Origin of the sequence: Azospirillum formosense, from assembly GCF_013340925.1 — a bacterium.
Classification (GTDB): Bacteria; Pseudomonadota; Alphaproteobacteria; order Azospirillales; family Azospirillaceae; genus Azospirillum; species Azospirillum formosense.
The window spans coordinates 1-15,800 of the sequence record NZ_WHOR01000125.1 but is presented as its reverse complement, the minus strand read 5'-3'; the positions used below and the strand labels follow the sequence as shown (position 1 = coordinate 15,800).

14 protein-coding genes are annotated in these 15,800 nt (G+C 69.0%); 10 read left to right on the top strand and 4 right to left on the bottom strand.

Annotation, left to right across the window (positions count from 1 at the left end):
- The first annotated feature begins 147 nt into the window (after window positions 1–147).
- Window positions 148–1,074, top strand: coding sequence for a 4-hydroxybenzoate octaprenyltransferase (ubiA, locus tag GBZ26_RS16815; protein WP_174439814.1), 927 nt, complete (start codon window positions 148–150; stop codon window positions 1,072–1,074).
- A 25-nt stretch (window positions 1,075–1,099) separates the two neighbouring features.
- Here the strand turns inward: ubiA and GBZ26_RS16810 are convergent, their stop codons facing one another.
- The gene (locus tag GBZ26_RS16810) at window positions 1,100–1,831 is read right to left on the bottom strand and encodes a CHAP domain-containing protein (RefSeq protein WP_345772047.1); all 732 of its coding nucleotides are present in this window, start codon (window positions 1,829–1,831) and stop codon (window positions 1,100–1,102) included.
- Window positions 1,832–2,080: 249 nt separating this feature from the next.
- On the opposite strand from GBZ26_RS16810, the gene GBZ26_RS16805 reads away from it, so the two are divergent.
- From GBZ26_RS16805 to GBZ26_RS16780, 6 genes are all read left to right on the top strand, one after another.
- Window positions 2,081–2,740: a class I SAM-dependent methyltransferase gene (locus GBZ26_RS16805; RefSeq protein WP_094307062.1), complete on the top strand. Its 660-nt coding sequence runs from the start codon at window positions 2,081–2,083 to the stop codon at window positions 2,738–2,740.
- A 3-nt stretch (window positions 2,741–2,743) separates the two neighbouring features.
- Window positions 2,744–3,526: a HEAT repeat domain-containing protein gene (locus tag GBZ26_RS16800; protein WP_343207215.1), complete on the top strand. Its 783-nt coding sequence runs from the start codon at window positions 2,744–2,746 to the stop codon at window positions 3,524–3,526.
- A 94-nt stretch (window positions 3,527–3,620) separates the two neighbouring features.
- Complete coding sequence (locus GBZ26_RS16795) at window positions 3,621–5,132, top strand: UbiD family decarboxylase (protein ID WP_174439812.1); 1,512 nt, start codon at window positions 3,621–3,623, stop codon at window positions 5,130–5,132.
- Between the two features lie 41 nt (window positions 5,133–5,173).
- Window positions 5,174–6,286, top strand: a complete 1,113-nt coding sequence (locus tag GBZ26_RS16790) for a DUF3616 domain-containing protein (protein ID WP_174439811.1) — start codon at window positions 5,174–5,176, stop codon at window positions 6,284–6,286.
- A gap of 133 nt (window positions 6,287–6,419) precedes the next feature.
- The gene (locus GBZ26_RS16785; protein WP_174439810.1) at window positions 6,420–6,869 is read left to right on the top strand and encodes a DoxX family membrane protein; all 450 of its coding nucleotides are present in this window, start codon (window positions 6,420–6,422) and stop codon (window positions 6,867–6,869) included.
- 176 nt (window positions 6,870–7,045) lie between these two features.
- Entirely contained in the window at window positions 7,046–8,401 is a 1,356-nt protein-coding gene (locus GBZ26_RS16780; RefSeq protein ID WP_174439809.1) for a TldD/PmbA family protein, read from the top strand.
- Between the two features lie 74 nt (window positions 8,402–8,475).
- Here the strand turns inward: GBZ26_RS16780 and GBZ26_RS16775 are convergent, their stop codons facing one another.
- Both GBZ26_RS16775 and GBZ26_RS16770 read right to left on the bottom strand, forming a co-directional pair.
- Window positions 8,476–10,086: a hypothetical protein gene (locus GBZ26_RS16775; protein WP_174439808.1), complete on the bottom strand. Its 1,611-nt coding sequence runs from the start codon at window positions 10,084–10,086 to the stop codon at window positions 8,476–8,478.
- Between the two features lie 414 nt (window positions 10,087–10,500).
- Window positions 10,501–10,686 carry a hypothetical protein gene (locus GBZ26_RS16770; protein ID WP_174439807.1) on the bottom strand — a complete coding sequence of 62 codons (186 nt, stop codon included), beginning with the start codon at window positions 10,684–10,686 and terminating at the stop codon, window positions 10,501–10,503.
- 202 nt (window positions 10,687–10,888) lie between these two features.
- Between GBZ26_RS16770 and GBZ26_RS16765 the strand changes: the two genes are divergently transcribed.
- Window positions 10,889–11,731 (top strand): UDP-2,3-diacylglucosamine diphosphatase, encoded by an 843-nt coding sequence (locus tag GBZ26_RS16765; RefSeq protein ID WP_174439806.1) that lies wholly within the window; start codon window positions 10,889–10,891, stop codon window positions 11,729–11,731.
- Entirely contained in the window at window positions 11,728–12,729 is a 1,002-nt protein-coding gene (locus tag GBZ26_RS16760; RefSeq protein WP_174439805.1) for a glycosyltransferase, read from the top strand. Before GBZ26_RS16765 ends, GBZ26_RS16760 begins: the two co-directional genes overlap by 4 nt.
- Window positions 12,730–12,774: 45 nt before the next feature.
- Here GBZ26_RS16760 and GBZ26_RS16755 read toward each other — a convergent pair whose 3' ends face one another.
- Window positions 12,775–14,130 (bottom strand): globin-coupled sensor protein, encoded by a 1,356-nt coding sequence (locus tag GBZ26_RS16755; RefSeq protein WP_174439804.1) that lies wholly within the window; start codon window positions 14,128–14,130, stop codon window positions 12,775–12,777.
- A gap of 285 nt (window positions 14,131–14,415) precedes the next feature.
- On the opposite strand from GBZ26_RS16755, the gene GBZ26_RS16750 reads away from it, so the two are divergent.
- Window positions 14,416–15,699 carry a 3-deoxy-D-manno-octulosonic acid transferase gene (locus tag GBZ26_RS16750; protein ID WP_174439803.1) on the top strand — a complete coding sequence of 428 codons (1,284 nt, stop codon included), beginning with the start codon at window positions 14,416–14,418 and terminating at the stop codon, window positions 15,697–15,699.
- Window positions 15,700–15,800: the final 101 nt, after the last annotated feature.

Here is a 15,800-nt window from a genome sequence, read left to right as displayed (position 1 = left end):
GTTTGGTTCCCCGGGGGGCGGCGTCCCCGGTGGGCGCCCCCTACTACAGCGAGACCCCCCCGGGGCGGCACCGCCCCCGCTTTGCGGGCCCCCCCCCCCGCCGCTACCTTGCCCCCGGCTTTTTCCACTTCTCTTTCCGAGTCCGCCATGACCAGCCCCGCTTCCCCCGCTCCCGGCGACTTCACCGACATCCGGCGCGGCGACTGGATCGACCGCTTCGCCCCGGCGGCGGCCCGTCCCTATCTGCGGTTGGCGCGGCTGGACCGGCCCATCGGCACGTGGCTGCTGCTGTTCCCCGGCTGGTGGAGCATCGCGCTGGCCGGATCGGGGCCGGTTCCCGATTTCTGGCTGATGGCGCTGTTCGCAATCGGCGCGGTGGTCATGCGCGGGGCCGGCTGCACGGTCAACGACATCCTCGACCGCGACTTCGACGCCATGGTGGAGCGCACGCGGACCCGCCCCATCCCCTCCGGGCAGGTGTCGGTGAAACAGGCGCTGGCCTTCCTCGTTTTCCAGCTCCTGATCGGGTTGGCGGTGCTGGTGCAGTTCAATCCGATCACCATCGGGCTGGGCGTGCTGTCGCTGGTGCTGGTCTTCACCTACCCGCTGATGAAGCGCATCACCTGGTGGCCGCAAGCCTTCCTGGGACTGACCTTCAACTGGGGCGCCCTGATGGGCTGGACCGCGGTGCGCGGCGAGTTGGAATGGCCGGCGCTGGCGCTGTACGCCGCGGGGATCGTCTGGACGCTGGGCTACGACACCATCTACGCCCACCAGGACAAGGAGGACGACGCGCGAATCGGCGTGAAGTCCACCGCCCTGCGGCTGGGCGACCAGAGCAAGATCTGGATCTACGGCTTCTACACCCTGACCTTCGTGGGGATCGGCATCGCCGGGCGTCTGGCCGGGCTGGGCGGGCTGTTCCTGCCGCTGCTGTCGCTGGCCGCGCTGCAGCTGTCCTGGCAGGTGGCGACCTGGAACCCCGACGATCAGACGGACTGCCTGAAGAAATTCAAGTCGAACCGTTGGTTCGGCTGGCTGGTGCTGGCGGCCTTCCTGGCCGGAAAGATCTAGGCGGCAGGGGATCTGGGGGGAGGTTTCAGCGCGTCAGCTCGGCGACGGTGCTGTCGCCGGAACCCGGCTTGCGCGGCGGCAGGACCGCGCGGATGCCCTCGGTGGAGGCGACCATCTCGACGCCCTTCGGCGCGGCCGGCTGGGTCGGCTTGCGCGCCGGCAGCACGGCGACCGTCATCACCGGCTGAGCCGTCTTCGCGGCGGCGCCCTTGCCGGAGAGGGTGAGGGACGCGGTCAGCACCTGCGGCTTGCGGCCCGGAACGGCGACGGCGTGGCCCTTCAGGGAGGCTTCCATCAGGCGCGGCCCGGCGGCGGGCTTGGGCGTGGAGCGGCCCTGAGGAGCCACGGCGAAGGTGCTGCCGATGCCGGCGCCGCGGGAATCGGCCTGGCGGGTCTCCGCTTCCTCGCCGTCGGGCAGGATGAAGCCGTAGGTGGTGTAGACGCGCAGGCCGAGCTGGTCCGACGGCTCGTGCCAGACGCGGACGGCCGACCAGTCGTTGCGCGGCGACACGTCGACCACGCGCATGTTGCGGCGCAGCCCGCGGCCGTCGAGCCAGGAGTGGTCCACCTCGATGGTGCGGCGGTCGATGATGTGGCTGACCAGGGAGACGTGGCCGCGGCCCAACCGCTGCGACCGCTTGAAGACGAGGACGGAACCGAGCGCCGGGCGCTGGTCGCGCTCATATTGCTGGTTGGCAGCGGTGCTCCACCACGTCCAGGCATCGCCCCGGATGTCGAAATCCGATATGGAGCGCACCGTACGGACGCAATCGCCGTCCTGGGCCTGGGCCTGGGATATGGTGAACGGGCTGAGAGCGATGAACGCCGCGAACGATGCGCAGAGTGCAATCCCTTTCGACCGCATATCAGCCCCATGCCCTTTGTTTTTCTCCTTTCGAACGGGTAACACGGGACAGCAGGTGTGTCTACTCCGTTTGAATTATGTAACCAAAACCGGTTGTGGATAGATCATCCACCCCCGCGCAGCTCCGGTGAGAGTCCAGTTATGAACAACTTTTCTCAAATCGACTTCATCCGCTCCAACACGGTCGTAACACGGACTCCTTTGCTGCCCGAAATCGCGCTGCATCTGGCGACGGAAATCACGCCGCTGTGGGAAGCTACCGAGGATTCTTTGAAAGAGTCCAATGTACCGCCGCCCTATTGGGCCTTTGCTTGGCCGGGCGGTCAGGCGGTGGCGCGGCTCGTGCTCGACCGGCCGGAGTTGGTCGCGGGCAAGTCGGTGCTGGATTTCGCCGCCGGCACCGGGCTGGTCGGCATCGCCGCGATGATGGCCGGGGCGGCGCGCGTGCAGTCCTGCGACATCGACCGCTTCGCCCTGGCGGCCATCGCCCTGAACGCCGAATCCAACGGAGTCGACGTGAAGGCGGTCAGCGCCGATCTGGTGGACCGCCCCCTGCCCGGCATCGACGTCGTCCTGGCGGGCGACGTCTGCTACGAGAAGCCGATGGCCGACCGGGTGACCGCCTGGCTGCGCGCAATCGCCGCAACCGGCACGCTGGTCCTGCTGGGCGATCCGGGCCGCGCCTATGTCCCCCTCAGCGGAATCGAGCGGGTTGCCCAGTACAGCGTCCCGACCTCCCTGGAGCTGGAGGACCGCGAGATGCGCGAAACGACGATCTGGCGCCTGCTGCCGGAGGCCTGAGACATGACGATGACGACCAGCGCGCCGCGCAAGGGCGCCACCCGGATGGCCGACATCCCTCCGGAGGTGCTGGCCGGCCTGAACGCGGGTCGGCGCGAGACCGCCACGCTGGCCGAATCGCTCGCCATCGACTTCGCCGCCCTGCTGGCCGCCGCCGTTCCGGAGGCCGCAGGCGCCGTGTGCTTCGACCCGAAGGACGGCGTGACCCGGCGCATGGCGGCGGCGGGGAACGCGGCTTTCGACCGGCTGGGCCTGGGAGCCGTGGAGCGGCTGGCCGCCCACCCGTCCGACACGGTGCGCGGCTGGGCCTGCTACGCGCTGGCGACGGCCCCCGGCCTGACTCTGGCGGACCGGCTGGAGCGCATCCGCCCGCTCGCCGACGACCCGCATTTCGGCGTGCGCGAATGGGCGTGGCTGGCCCTGCGCCCCCACATCGCCGCCGCCATCGACGAGGCGCTGGACCTCCTCACGCCCTGGACCGCCGAGCCGTCGGAGCGGCTGCGCCGCTTCGCCAGCGAGGCCACCCGACCCCGCGGCGTGTGGTGCAGCCACATCGGCGCGCTGAAGACCGACCCGGCGCGCGGGTTGCCGGTGCTCGACCCGCTGCGGGCGGACGGCGCGCGCTACGTCCAGGATTCGGTCGCCAACTGGCTGAACGACGCGGCGAAGAGCCAGCCCGGCTGGGTGCAGGCGCTGTGCGCCCGCTGGGAAGCGGACAGCCCCGACCCGGACGCCACCCGCCGCATCGTCCGCCGCGCCCTGCGCAGCGTGAAGGAACCCGCGTGAGGCGGCACCTCCCCCCTTGACGCGGCGCCTTCCAGGCCGATGCTAAGCGCCCTCTCTTGATCCGACCCCATCGCACCCGAACGGACCCTCGACCATGCCCTACACCTCGTTGCGCGACTTCATCGACCGGCTGGAGAAGGCCGGGCGGCTGGTGGTGGTCCGGGAGCCGGTGTCCACGGCGCTGGAGATGACCGAGATCCAGACCCGCCTGCTCGCCGAAGGCGGCCCGGCGGTGCTGTTCGAGAACGTCATCAAGGCCGACGGCACCCGCTCGGAGATGCCGGTGCTGGTCAACCTGTTCGGCACGGTGGAGCGTGTCGCCTGGGGCATGGACCGCGAGCCGCACGAGCTGCGCGGCGTCGGCGAAACGCTGGCCTTCCTGAAGCAGCCGGAGCCGCCGGGCGGCTTCCGCGAGGCGATGGAGTTGATCCCGCTCGCCAAGACCGTGCTGTCGATGAAGCCGAAGACCGTCGGCTCCGCCCCCTGCCAGGAGGTGGTGCTGACCGGCGACCAGATCGACCTCGGCCGCCTGCCGGTGCAGAGCTGCTGGCCGGGCGAGCCGGCGCCGCTGATCACCTGGCCGCTGGTCGTCACCAAGGGGCCGACCGGAAAGCGCGAGGACGACTTCAACCTCGGCATCTACCGGATGCAGGTGCTGGGGAAGAACAAGACGATCATGCGCTGGCTGAAGCACCGCGGCGGCGCGCAGCACCATCACCGCTGGCAGGCCAGCGGCAAGCGCGAGCCGCTGCCCTGCGCGGTGGTCCTTGGCGCCGATCCCGGCACCATCCTGGCCGCCGTCACGCCGGTGCCGGACACGCTGTCGGAATACCAGTTCGCCGGGCTGCTGCGCGGCAAGAAGGTCGAGCTGGTGGACTGCAAGACGGTGCCGCTGAAGGTGCCCGCCCAGGCCGAGATCATCCTGGAAGGCCATGTCAGCCTGGACGAATACGCCGACGAGGGGCCCTACGGCGACCACACCGGCTACTACAACTCGGTCGAGCCCTTCCCGGTCTTCACCGTCACGGCGATGACCATGCGGCGCAACCCGATCTATCTCTCCACCTTCACCGGCCGCCCGCCCGACGAGCCGTCGGTGCTGGGCGAGGCGCTGAACGAGGTCTTCATCCCCCTGCTGACCCAGCAGTTCCCGGAGATCGTGGATTTCTGGCTGCCACCGGAAGGCTGCTCCTACCGGATCGCCGTGGTCAGCATGAAGAAGGCCTATCCCGGCCACGCCAAGCGCGTGATGATGGGCGTGTGGTCCTTCCTGCGCCAGTTCATGTACACGAAATGGGTGATCGTCGTGGACGACGACATCGACGCGCGGAACTGGAAGGACGTGATGTGGGCGATGAGCACCCGCATGGACCCGGCCCGCGACATCACCGTGATCGAGGGCACCCCCATCGACTATCTGGACTTCGCCAGCCCCGAGTCGGGCCTGGGCGGCAAGGTGGGGCTGGACGCCACCAACAAATGGCCGCCGGAGACCAAGCGCGAATGGGGCGAGAAGATCCGCATGGACCAGGGCGTGGTCGACGAGGTGTCGCGCAAATGGGCGTCCTACGGTCTTCCGGGCAGCGGGACCCCGATCTGGAAGTGAGGCGTTAAGGGACGGTTCGCACCCTCCACGGAAGCCTCGCCATGCCCAGTGACATCGCCAGCCCCATCGCCACCGTCCGCCTGATCTTCCGCGACGGCGGCGAGACCGCCGGAGACCTGTCGGTGGCGGAGCGGGCGGGAGACAACCTGTTCGTGGCGTCGGATGAGGGTGCGCAGATCGTCCACTTGGCGGCCGAAGACGGCGGCACCGTCTACCGCCAGGACGCCGTCCATCGCTTGGCGGAGTTCTTCGCCCTGCCGGCGACGGCCCCGGGGGAGGACGAAGCGGACATCGAGGGCATGGCCATCGTCGGCGGCTGGTTGTGGATCACCGGCTCCCACGCGCTGGCCCGCAAGAAGCCGAAGCGGGACGAACATGGCCCCGCGGAGGCGCTGGAGCGGCTGACCGAGGTGCGCTGCGACCCCAACCGCTTCCTGCTCGGCCGCATCCCGCTGGTTACCGAGGCGGACGGACGCCTTACCCCGGTCCGCCGCGACGGGAAGCGCACCGCCGGCTGCCTGAAGTTCCGCAAGGGCGGCAACGCGCTGACGAAGGCGCTGGCGGAGGACGAGCATCTGGCCCGCTTCGTCGCCGTGCCCGCCAAGGAAAACGGCTTCGACGTGGAAGGCATGGCCGCCCACGGCGACCGGGTCTGGCTGGGGCTGCGCGGTCCGGTGCTGCGCGGCTGGGCCTGCATCCTGGAACTGGCGGTGGAGGACCATCCGGACGTCGAGGAGCGCCTGCGGCTGCGCCCCATCGGGCCGAACGGCGAGAAGTACCGCAAGCATTTCGTCGATCTGGACGGGCTGGGCATCCGCGAACTGACCTTCGACGGGGAGGATCTGGTCATCCTGGCCGGGCCGACCATGGACCTCGACGGTCCGGTCGCCGTGTGGCGCTGGACCGACGCCCTGTCCGTCACCCACGAAACCGTCATCCCGCGCGACCGGCTGGTTCCCCTGCTGACCCTGCCCCACGGCAAGGGCGACGACCACGCGGAGGGCATCGCCTGCATCCACCGCGACGGCGCCCCGCCCGCCCTTCTGGTGGTCTATGACAGCCCGTCCAAAGCGCGCCGCCACGGCACCGGGACCACCGCCGACCTGTTCGCCCTGCCCTCCCGCTACGATCCGGCCAACGCCTTCCGGGCTTGAGCCTTCGTTCCTTTCCATGCAACAATCAGTGCATGATTAAGCGGATTATCCCAGCGCTGGACATCGCTATTCTTGGCCTCAGACGACAACGGCCCCGGAGCGGGGCACCACGCTGAGACAAGGAGACCACGTCGTGAACGCCAACACCGCCGCCATCGACAACCGCACCGCCCCCTACGCCGCCTTCCTGCTGCGCGTCAGCCTGGGCCTTCTCTTCATCGCCCACGGCCTGATCCTGAAGGTCTTCACCTTCGGCATCGCCGGCACGGTCGGTTACTTCGAGAGCCTCGGCTACCCCGGCCTCTTCGCCTATCTGGTCATCCTCGGCGAGATCGGCGGCGGCCTGCTGCTGGTGGCCGGCGTCTTCACCCGCTGGATTTCGCTGGCCCTGCTGCCGATCCTGATCGGCGCGACGCTCCAGCACACCGGCAACGGCTGGGTCTTCTCGGCCCAGGGCGGCGGCTGGGAATTCCCGGTGTTCTGGACGGTGCTGCTCGGCGTGCAGGCCCTGCTGGGCGACGGCGCCTTCGCCCTGAAGCTGCCGACCGCCGGCCGCAGCGCCCTTCAGAACCGGCTGGCCTGACTCCAACACAGGAACTGACGCACAAATACTGACGAGCGGCGCGCGGGCGGGCACCAGCCCCCCGCGCGCCGCCGCTTTTGTGCGGCAGGTGGACCGGACCTGAGGCGATATGCCCCTTCCTCTTCTTCTCCGGGCTCCCATTTGCTAGACAAGCCGGAGACCTAGCGGAGACCGTAATGCCCGTTTCGACCACCTCGCAACCTGACGTGCTGACCCTGCTGGACGATCTGATCCGCAAGGCGAAGGGCGCCGGGGCCGACTCCGCCGACGCCGTGCTGTTCGACAGCGCCTCCCTGTCGCTGAGCCAGCGTTTCGGCAAGACGGAGAAGCTGGAGCGGTCCGAGTCGGGCGATCTGGGGCTGCGCGTCTTCATCGGCAAGCGGCAGGCCATCGTCTCCTCCACCGACCGCAGCGCCAAGGCGCTGGACGAGCTGGTGGAGCGCGCCGTCGCCATGGCCCGCGTGGTGCCGGAGGACCCCTTCTGCGGCCTCGCCGACCCGGAGCAGATCTACACCACCCTCCCCGACCTCGACGTGTGCGACCCGTCGGAGCCCTCGGCCGAGCTGTTGATCGAACGCGCCCGCATCGCCGAGGAGGCCGCGCTGGCGATCGAGGGCGTCACCAACTCCGAAGGCGCCGACGCGGGGTGGAGCCGCTCCACCATCGCCATCGCCGCGTCCAACGGCTTCACCGGCAGTTACGGGGTGTCGCGGCAGTCGCTCTCGGCCTCCGTGCTCGCCGGGACGGGCACGGGGATGGAGCGCGACTACGATTATGACAGCAAGGTCTACGGCGCCGACCTGCGCGACCCGGCGTCGATCGGGCGCGAGGCCGGCGAGCGCGCCATCCGCCGCCTGAACCCGCGCCGGGTCAAGAGCTGCAAAGTGCCGGTGGTGTTCGACCCGCGCGTCTCCCGGGGGCTGCTGGGCCATCTGACCGGCTCGATCAGCGGGCCGAGCATCGCGCGCGGCACCAGCTTCCTCAAGGACAAGATGGGCCAGCGCATATTCGCCGCCGGCATCACCATCGTCGACGACCCGCATGTGAAGCGCGGCCTGCGCTCCCGCCCCTTCGACGCGGAGGGCATCGCCACCACCCGCCGCAACCTGATCGAGGACGGGCACCTGACCACCTGGCTGCTCGACCTGCGCTCGGCCCGCCAGCTCGGCCTGTCGACGACCGGCCACGCGGCGCGCGGCACCTCCGGCCCGCCGGGTCCGGCCCCGGCCAACGTCTACATGGCCCCCGGGGCCAAGAGCCGCGACGAGCTGCTGGCCGAGATCCCCAACGGCTTCTACGTAACGGAGCTGATGGGGACGGGCGTCAACGGGGTGACCGGCGACTACAGCAGGGGTGCGGCCGGCTATTGGATCGAGAACGGGCAGATCGCCTATCCGGTCACCGAATTGACCATCGCCGGCAATCTGAAGGAGATGTTCCTGAACCTGGAGCCGGCCAGCGACCTGGAACTGCGCTTCGGCATGGATGCCCCGACCATCCGCATCGACGGGCTGACCATCGCGGGCCAGTGACCGCAACGGGCGAGGCGTCTTGCGGCGCCTCGCTCCTCACCCGAACCCGCCGGCCTGCAAGCCGGGACGGGATATCAGACCGTCACGCTCATCGGGCCGCCGGCGCCGCGCACCGACAGGTTGGGCAGGAAATCCCGGAACAGTGACAGGCTCTTCAGGTCGGTCACGTAGCCCGTGCCCTCGCCGCCCATCGTCTTTCCACCGATGCTTTTCATCACATCGGCGGTCTGAGCGCCCTGGGCCTCCAACGCGTCCTTCAGCACCGAGGCCAGCGCGCTGCCGTTGCCCAGCCGCTCCATCTTCCCGCCGGTTTCCTGAATCGTTTTCTCGTAGCTGTACTGGAGCGCGGCCCGCTGGACCGACCAGTTGACCGACTCCTTCTCCTCCTGGCTGGCCTCGTCGAGGAATTTCACCCCGGCGCGGTAGGCGGCGGCCTTGTCGGTGCCGAGAGGGTCGGCGGCGGCCATCGCCTCCTTCTGCTGGCGGGCCATGATGGATTGCGCCGCCTCCTGCTCGTTCTTGGAGAAGGTCCCGTCCTTGTTGCTGGCGATGGCGTGGAGGCTGCGTCGGTCGAAGCCGCCGAACAGCCGCTCCACGTCCTTCCCATTGGGGTCGGAGTAGCTCACCCCCTTGCCTTCCTTCGCCATGGCCGTGTAGGTGGCGTCAAGCGAATCGCGGGCGTCCTGGATGACCTTCGCGAAGCCCCGGAGACCCGGCGTCTGGCTGGTGGTCAGCACCGTGGTGGGCGGCGGCGGCAGGCCGGCGGCCTCGGCCTCCTCCTTGGCGGAGGGTTCGAAGTCCTCGGGCATCGGGTGGCTCTTGTCGACCTGACCACGCCCGACGCCGGGAATGTTCACGTTGGCCGCGTACTCGGCGAGGCCCTTCTTGTAGAATTTCGCCGTGAAACCCAGGTCGGACATCAGCTTGGCCGCCGCTTCCCCCTTCTTGTCGTCCAGCTTCAGCAACCCGCCCTCGCTGCCTTCCGCCTCCGCGCCGAAGTCCAGCTTGCTGAACTCGGATACACCCTTCTTAAGAAAATAGTTGAAGGTCTGAAGCATCACATCGCCCGGATTTCCACCGGCAGTCTCCATCATCTCCCGGTTGATGTCCGCCGTCTCCGCTTTGAAACGTTCATCGGCCGGAGCCATGCGTTTCATGAAAGCTTCCGAGTCCTGGTCCTTGTCGTAAGCGGCATAGGCGGCGGTCCGCACCTCGCTCAACGCCGCCATAGCTTTGCCCATACGCTCCATTTGGGTCTTGTTGGCCTTGTCGGCCGCCAAGCCCTTTTCAGACCAAGCCTGATCCTCCTCGTCCGGTGCACGCTCCTTGGTGAAGCGGTCCTTCACGGCGTTGGTCGCCATTTGGCGCAGCCCCAGCGCCACGTCCTTCTCGGTCATCTTGCCGGACTTGACGAAGTCTTCCAGCATCGCGCGGCCCTTGGAGCCGATGGACGCGAAGACCTTCCCCGCCACGCCGGTCAGCGACTTCGCCAGTCCGCTGAGTTCCACGCTGTCCTCACCCTTCAAGGCGGCCAGGGCCGCGGAGCCCGCGGAGGACCCGGCGTCGGAGGCCGCCTTCCAGGTCCCCTCCGCCTCGGCGGCACCCCCGGCGGGCTTCCATTTGGTGGCGGTCGCGGTGGTGCTGGCCGTGGTGGCCGAAAACAGGGCGTTGATCGACGTAGACATGGCTTCCCCCTTGCGGTCCCGCCGGAGCCGCGGGGCCTTAATCCTTAGAGACCGAAGTAATTACTGAATGTTTCCGAAGTAATTTTCTCAAGACAACTGTTAACGGACTCTTAAAACAGTATTCAGCGCGACAGCACCGGCAAGATCCAGGGGCCAGCGCGATCTCCACCGGAAGATGGGCGATCATGTCGCCGTCGCCCTGCACGGGCTCCCCCGTCGGCCCGTCGATGACCACACGCCGGGCCGGCAGGATGCGGTAATCGGGAAAATGAGGCAGACGTGCAGCCGCGGGTCGGCCAGCCGGGCCTCGGGTGCGCAGACGAAACGCCCCGCTGAGAAATGCCCTTTGGCGACGATCACGGAGGCAACCTCCATCGATTCCGCGCCGTCCACCCGCTCGATCACACGGGCCTCCTAGCCGGCACCAGCCATCATGGCGAAGGCGCGGCCATTCGCCACACCCACATGGACCGGCAGCGTGCGACCTTCCGCCGTGGCCTGGAGCGTCGCCATGCCCCCGTAGCGTTGCTCCAGCACCGCCGGGGCGGCGCCCGGACGGCGCGGCAGGACCGGACGTCTCAGGCGCCAATTTGCCTCCATTCACCGCGCCGGCACCCAATATGACCGTAATGTTGCAGTTTTGATAAGGTCATTTTTCGCCTTTATTACACAGATAAGAAGTCTATTCAAAATCATTGACCCGACCAGATGCGGATCTCCGAAATCATTGTCAAGAGAATGATCCACGGATATATGGAATATGTTTGAACGAAACCTTGCCGGAACGGCGATGGAGCGGGGCATGAGCGCATCACGCGACGTCAGGCAGTACCGCAGCATCTGGATCTCCGATGTCCATCTGGGCACGCGCGGATGCAAGGCGGAGTATCTTCTCGATTTCCTGAAGCACAACCAGTCCGACCACCTCTATCTCGTCGGCGACATCGTGGACGGCTGGCGGCTGCGCAAGACCTGGTACTGGCCGCAGACACACAACGACGTGGTGCAGAAGATCCTGCGCCGGGCGCGCAAGGGCGTGCAGGTCTATTACATCCCCGGCAACCACGACGAGGCCGCCCGCGATTACGTCGGCCTGCAGTTCGGCGGCGTCCAGGTGGTCGAGGAGATGATCCACGTCACCGCCGACGGGAAGCGGCTCCTGGTCACCCATGGCGACCGCTTCGACGTGGTGGTGAAGTACGCCCGCTGGCTGGCCTTCATCGGCGACAACGCCTACGTGGTCCTGCTCCAGGCCAACACGCTCTTCAACTGGGTCCGCCGCAAGCTGGGCTTCTCCTACTGGTCGCTGTCCGCCTTCCTGAAGCACAAGACGAAGACGGCGGTCGAGTTCATCGGCAACTACGAGACCGCCCTCGGCGACGAGGCCCGGCGCCGCAAGGTGGACGGGGTCGTCTGCGGCCACATCCACACCGCGGAAATCCGTGACATGGAAGGAATCCTCTATTGCAACGACGGCGACTGGGTCGAGTCCTGCACCGCCTTGGTTGAGCATCCCTGCGGCCGGCTGGAGATCATCGACTGGGCGGCGGACATCCGCCGGCGCGCCGCGACGACGCTGCCCGCCCGCATCCCGGCCAAGGAGAAAGTGAAGGAGAAGGCGGCCAAGGAGTCGGTTGCGGCGTGAACATCCTGATCGTCTCCGACGCCTGGCTCCCCCAGGTCAACGGCGTGGTGCGCACCATTGACACCGTCCGCGCCGAGTTGGAGGCCATGGGCCACCGCGTGGAGGTGATCGGCCCCGACCGCTTCCGCACCCTGCCCATGCCCACCTACCCGGAAATCCGGCTGGCCCTGGGCGCGGGACGGCGGCTGAACGCGATGATCGACGCGCTGCGCCCCGACTGCATCCACATCGCCACCGAGGGGCCGCTGGGCTTCGCCGCCCGGCGCTACTGCCTCCACCGCGGCCGGCCCTTCACCACCGCCTACCACACCCGCTTCCCGGAATATGTGCGCGACCGGGCGCCGGTGCCGCTGGCGCTCAGCTACGCGGTGGTGCGCCGCTTCCACAGGCCGTCCTCGGCGGTGATGGTCGCGACGTCCTCCATCGAGTGCGCCCTCGCTGCCCGCGGCTTCACCAACATCCGGCGCTGGACGCGCGGCGTGGACACCGAGCTGTTCCGCCCCCGCGCCAAGGAATTCCTGGCGCTGCCCCGCCCCATCGCCCTCTATGTCGGGCGCGTGGCGGTGGAGAAGAACCTGGAGGAATTCCTGAAGCTCGACCTGCCGGGCAGCAAGCTGGTGGTCGGCGACGGCCCGGCCCGCGCCGATCTCCAACAGAGGTATCCGGACGTCCATTGGGCCGGCGCCCGCCATGGCGAGGAACTGGCCCGGCATTACGCCGCGGCGGACGTCTTCGTCTTCCCGTCGCGCACCGACACCTTCGGCCTGGTGCTGCTGGAGGCGCTGGCCTCGGGCGTGCCGGTGGCGGCCTACCCGGTGCCCGGCCCGCTGGACGTGGTCGACGGTTCCGGCGTCGGCTGCCTGGACGAGGATCTCAAGGGCGCGATCGAGCGCGCCCTGACCATCCCGCCCGAACATTGCCGGGACTATGCCCTGAACTTCTCCTGGCGCTGCTCCGCCGAACAGTTCCTGGCGAACCTGCGCCCATTCAGCGGATGACGACATGGAGCGGGGGCGGCGCACGGCCGGCCCCGCTCCTCCCGATCACGCGGCGCGGATGCGCTGCATGAACAGGTCCACGCTCTCGCGCAGGCGGTCGGATTCGCGGTGCAGGTTGCCGGCGGATCCCAGCACCTCCTCAGCGAGGCTGCCGGTCTCCGACGCGCCGCGGGTCACCGCCCCGATGGTGTCGGTCACGCTGCGGGTTCCGCGTGCGGCCTCCTGCACATTGCGGACGATCTCCTGGGTGGCGGCGGTCTGCTGCTCCACCGCGGCGGAAACGGTGATGACAATGTCGTTGATGCTGCCGATGGTGGCGCCGATGCCGCTCAGCGCCTCGGCGGAGCCACGCGCGACCTCCTGGATGCTGGCGATCTGGATGGAGATGTCCTCGGTCGCCTTGGCCGTCTGGTTGGCGAGGTTCTTGACCTCCTGCGCGACCACGGCGAAGCCCTTGCCGGCCTCCCCGGCGCGGGCGGCTTCGATCGTCGCGTTCAGCGCCAGCAGGTTGGTCTGCCCGGCGATGCTGTTGATGAGCTGAAGCACCGCGCCGATCTTTTGCGCCGCGTCGACCAGCCCGTTCACCGTGGCGTTGGTCCGCTCCGCCTCGGCCACCGCGCCGCGGGCGACCTGCGACGACTGGGCGACCTGCCGGCTGATCTCGGCGATGGAACTGGTGAGCTGTCCCGACGCGGCGGCGACCGTCTGCACGTTGGCGGACGCCTGCTCGGCGGCGGCGGCGACGGCGAGCGACTGGCGGTTGGTGGCGGCGGCGATCTGGGCCATGCGCTGGGCGTTGCCCTTCATCTCGTCCGACGCGGCCACCGTGTTGGCGGCGATGCCGCGGACGCTGCTTTCCAGGCTGTCGGCGAGCTGGTTCAGAATGGCGCGCTTGCTCTCCTGCTCGGCCGCCGCGTAGGTCTCCAGCAGCACTTCGAGGTCGAGCCAGGCGACGCGGGCCAGCGTGTCGCGCAGGGCCGCCGCCTCAGCCGCCTTCCTTGATCCGAACAGCGAGCGGCGGCCCCCCGCCGCGTCGAGGCCCAGTTCGCGGACGATGCCGCTGGACACCGTGTGATGGCAGATGGCCACCGCATAGCCCGGCACGCCGTGGTCGTAGAAGGCCTTGGCCAGCCGATGGGCGGATTCCAGGAAGCCCGGCCCCAGGTCGCCCGAGACCACGCGGCTCCAGTGGGCGACACGCGCGGCGTGCACGTCCGGCAGGGTCAGGGCGTCGCGGATTTCGGGCCACGCCGCGAAGGCGCCGTGCCATTGCTCCAGCAGCCGGGGCAGGCGGTGCTGAGCGAACTCCCGGTTGGCGCGCAGACGCGCGATGTCCGCTTCGGTGATGCTGAAGGCCCGGAGCCGGTTTTCCTGGCCGTCACGTTCCTGTACGCCCGCCATGATATTATCACCCTGAAATGTTGGAGGCCGGCGCATTGCCCGCCTTCCTTGAAGCTGCCAACGTTTCTACGCCATCAGGAAAGCGGCGGATTGCTTCAAAATTATCATAATGGACCCCAAATTCGTCATACTAGAGTATGCAAACTCTTTCCTTATGGCCATCGGCCTTCCGGCGGGCGCCAGCGCAAAGCCTTACCTCTGACACAGCCCCCCGTGCTAAAGTGGTGGGGACCGCGGCCGGGAATCCTGGCCGCGTTGGTTTTGTCGGATGGCGTTTCGACCCGCATGCTTCAATCACTCTACCGCGGCCTGACGACCCTCGCCGGGCCGGCGGTTCGTCTGTATCTCGACCGGCGTCTGGCCGCCGGCAAGGAGGACTCCGCCCGCCGGGGCGAACGGTTCGGCACGGCCGCGCGCCCGCGCCCACCCGGGCGGCTCGCCTGGATTCACGCGGCCAGCGTGGGAGAAGCCAACTCGGTCCTCGTCCTCATCGACCGCCTGCTCGCCGAGACGCCGGGCCTGACGGTCCTGATGACCACCGGCACGGTCACCTCGGCGGAACTGATGGCCCGCCGCCTGCCGGAGCGTGCCTTTCACCAGTATGTGCCGGTCGATCTGCCCGCCGCGGTGGACCGCTTCCTCGACCATTGGCGCCCCGATCTGGTGCTGTGGACGGAATCGGAGATCTGGCCCAACCTGCTGGCCGCGGTGCGGGCGCGGGGCCTTCCGGCCGCCCTGGTCAACGCGCGCATGTCGGAACGCTCCTTCAACCGTTGGCGTTGCGCGTCGGGCCTGATCACGCCGCTGCTCTCCACCTTCCAGGTCACGTTGGCCCAGTCGGAGGAGGACGCCGACCGCCTGCGCCGGCTGGGCGCGCCAGGCGTCGTCAGCGTCGGCAACCTGAAATTTTCCGCCGAGCCGCCGCCCGCCGATCCCGCCGCTCTGGCGGCGCTGCGCGCGGCCTGCGCGGGGCGCCCGGTCTGGCTGCTCGCCAGCACCCACCCCGGCGAGGACGAGCTGGCCGTCGCGGTGCATGAAGCGCTGGCCGCACGCCTGCCGAGCCTGCTGCCCCTGCGGGTTCCCCGCCACGCCCACCGTGGCACCGACATCGCGGCGCTGCTGCGCGGGCGTGGCCTGACGGTCTCGCGCCGCAGCGAGGGCGCCCTGCCCGCCGACGCCGACGCCGTGCACATCGCCGACACGATGGGGGAGATGGGGCTGTTCTACCGGCTGGCCCCGGTGGTCTGCATGGGCGGTTCCTTCGTGCCCCACGGCGGCCAGAACCCGGTGGAGCCGGCCCTGCTCGGCTGCGCCGTTCTCTACGGCCCGCACATGTGGAACTTCGCGGAGATCACCCGCCAGCTCGAAGCCGCCGGAGGCGCCCTGCCGGTGCCGGGGACGGAGGCCCTGCCCGACGCGGTCGGGCGCCTGCTGAGCGACGAGGCCGCCCGCGCCCGCGTCGTCGCCGGCGCGACCGCGGCAACCGAGGGCAACCGTCGGATCGTCGACCGCGCTCTGGCGGCTCTGGCCCCCGTCCTGGGTGCCGGAAGCATCCGGCCCGCGGCATGAGGACTCCCGGCTCCTGGTATGGGTCCCGCCGGGGGGCCGGGGCGGCCCTCGGGTGGGCGCTGGGCCCGTCGGGGGCGCGCTCAGGGGTGGCCGGGCGGCGA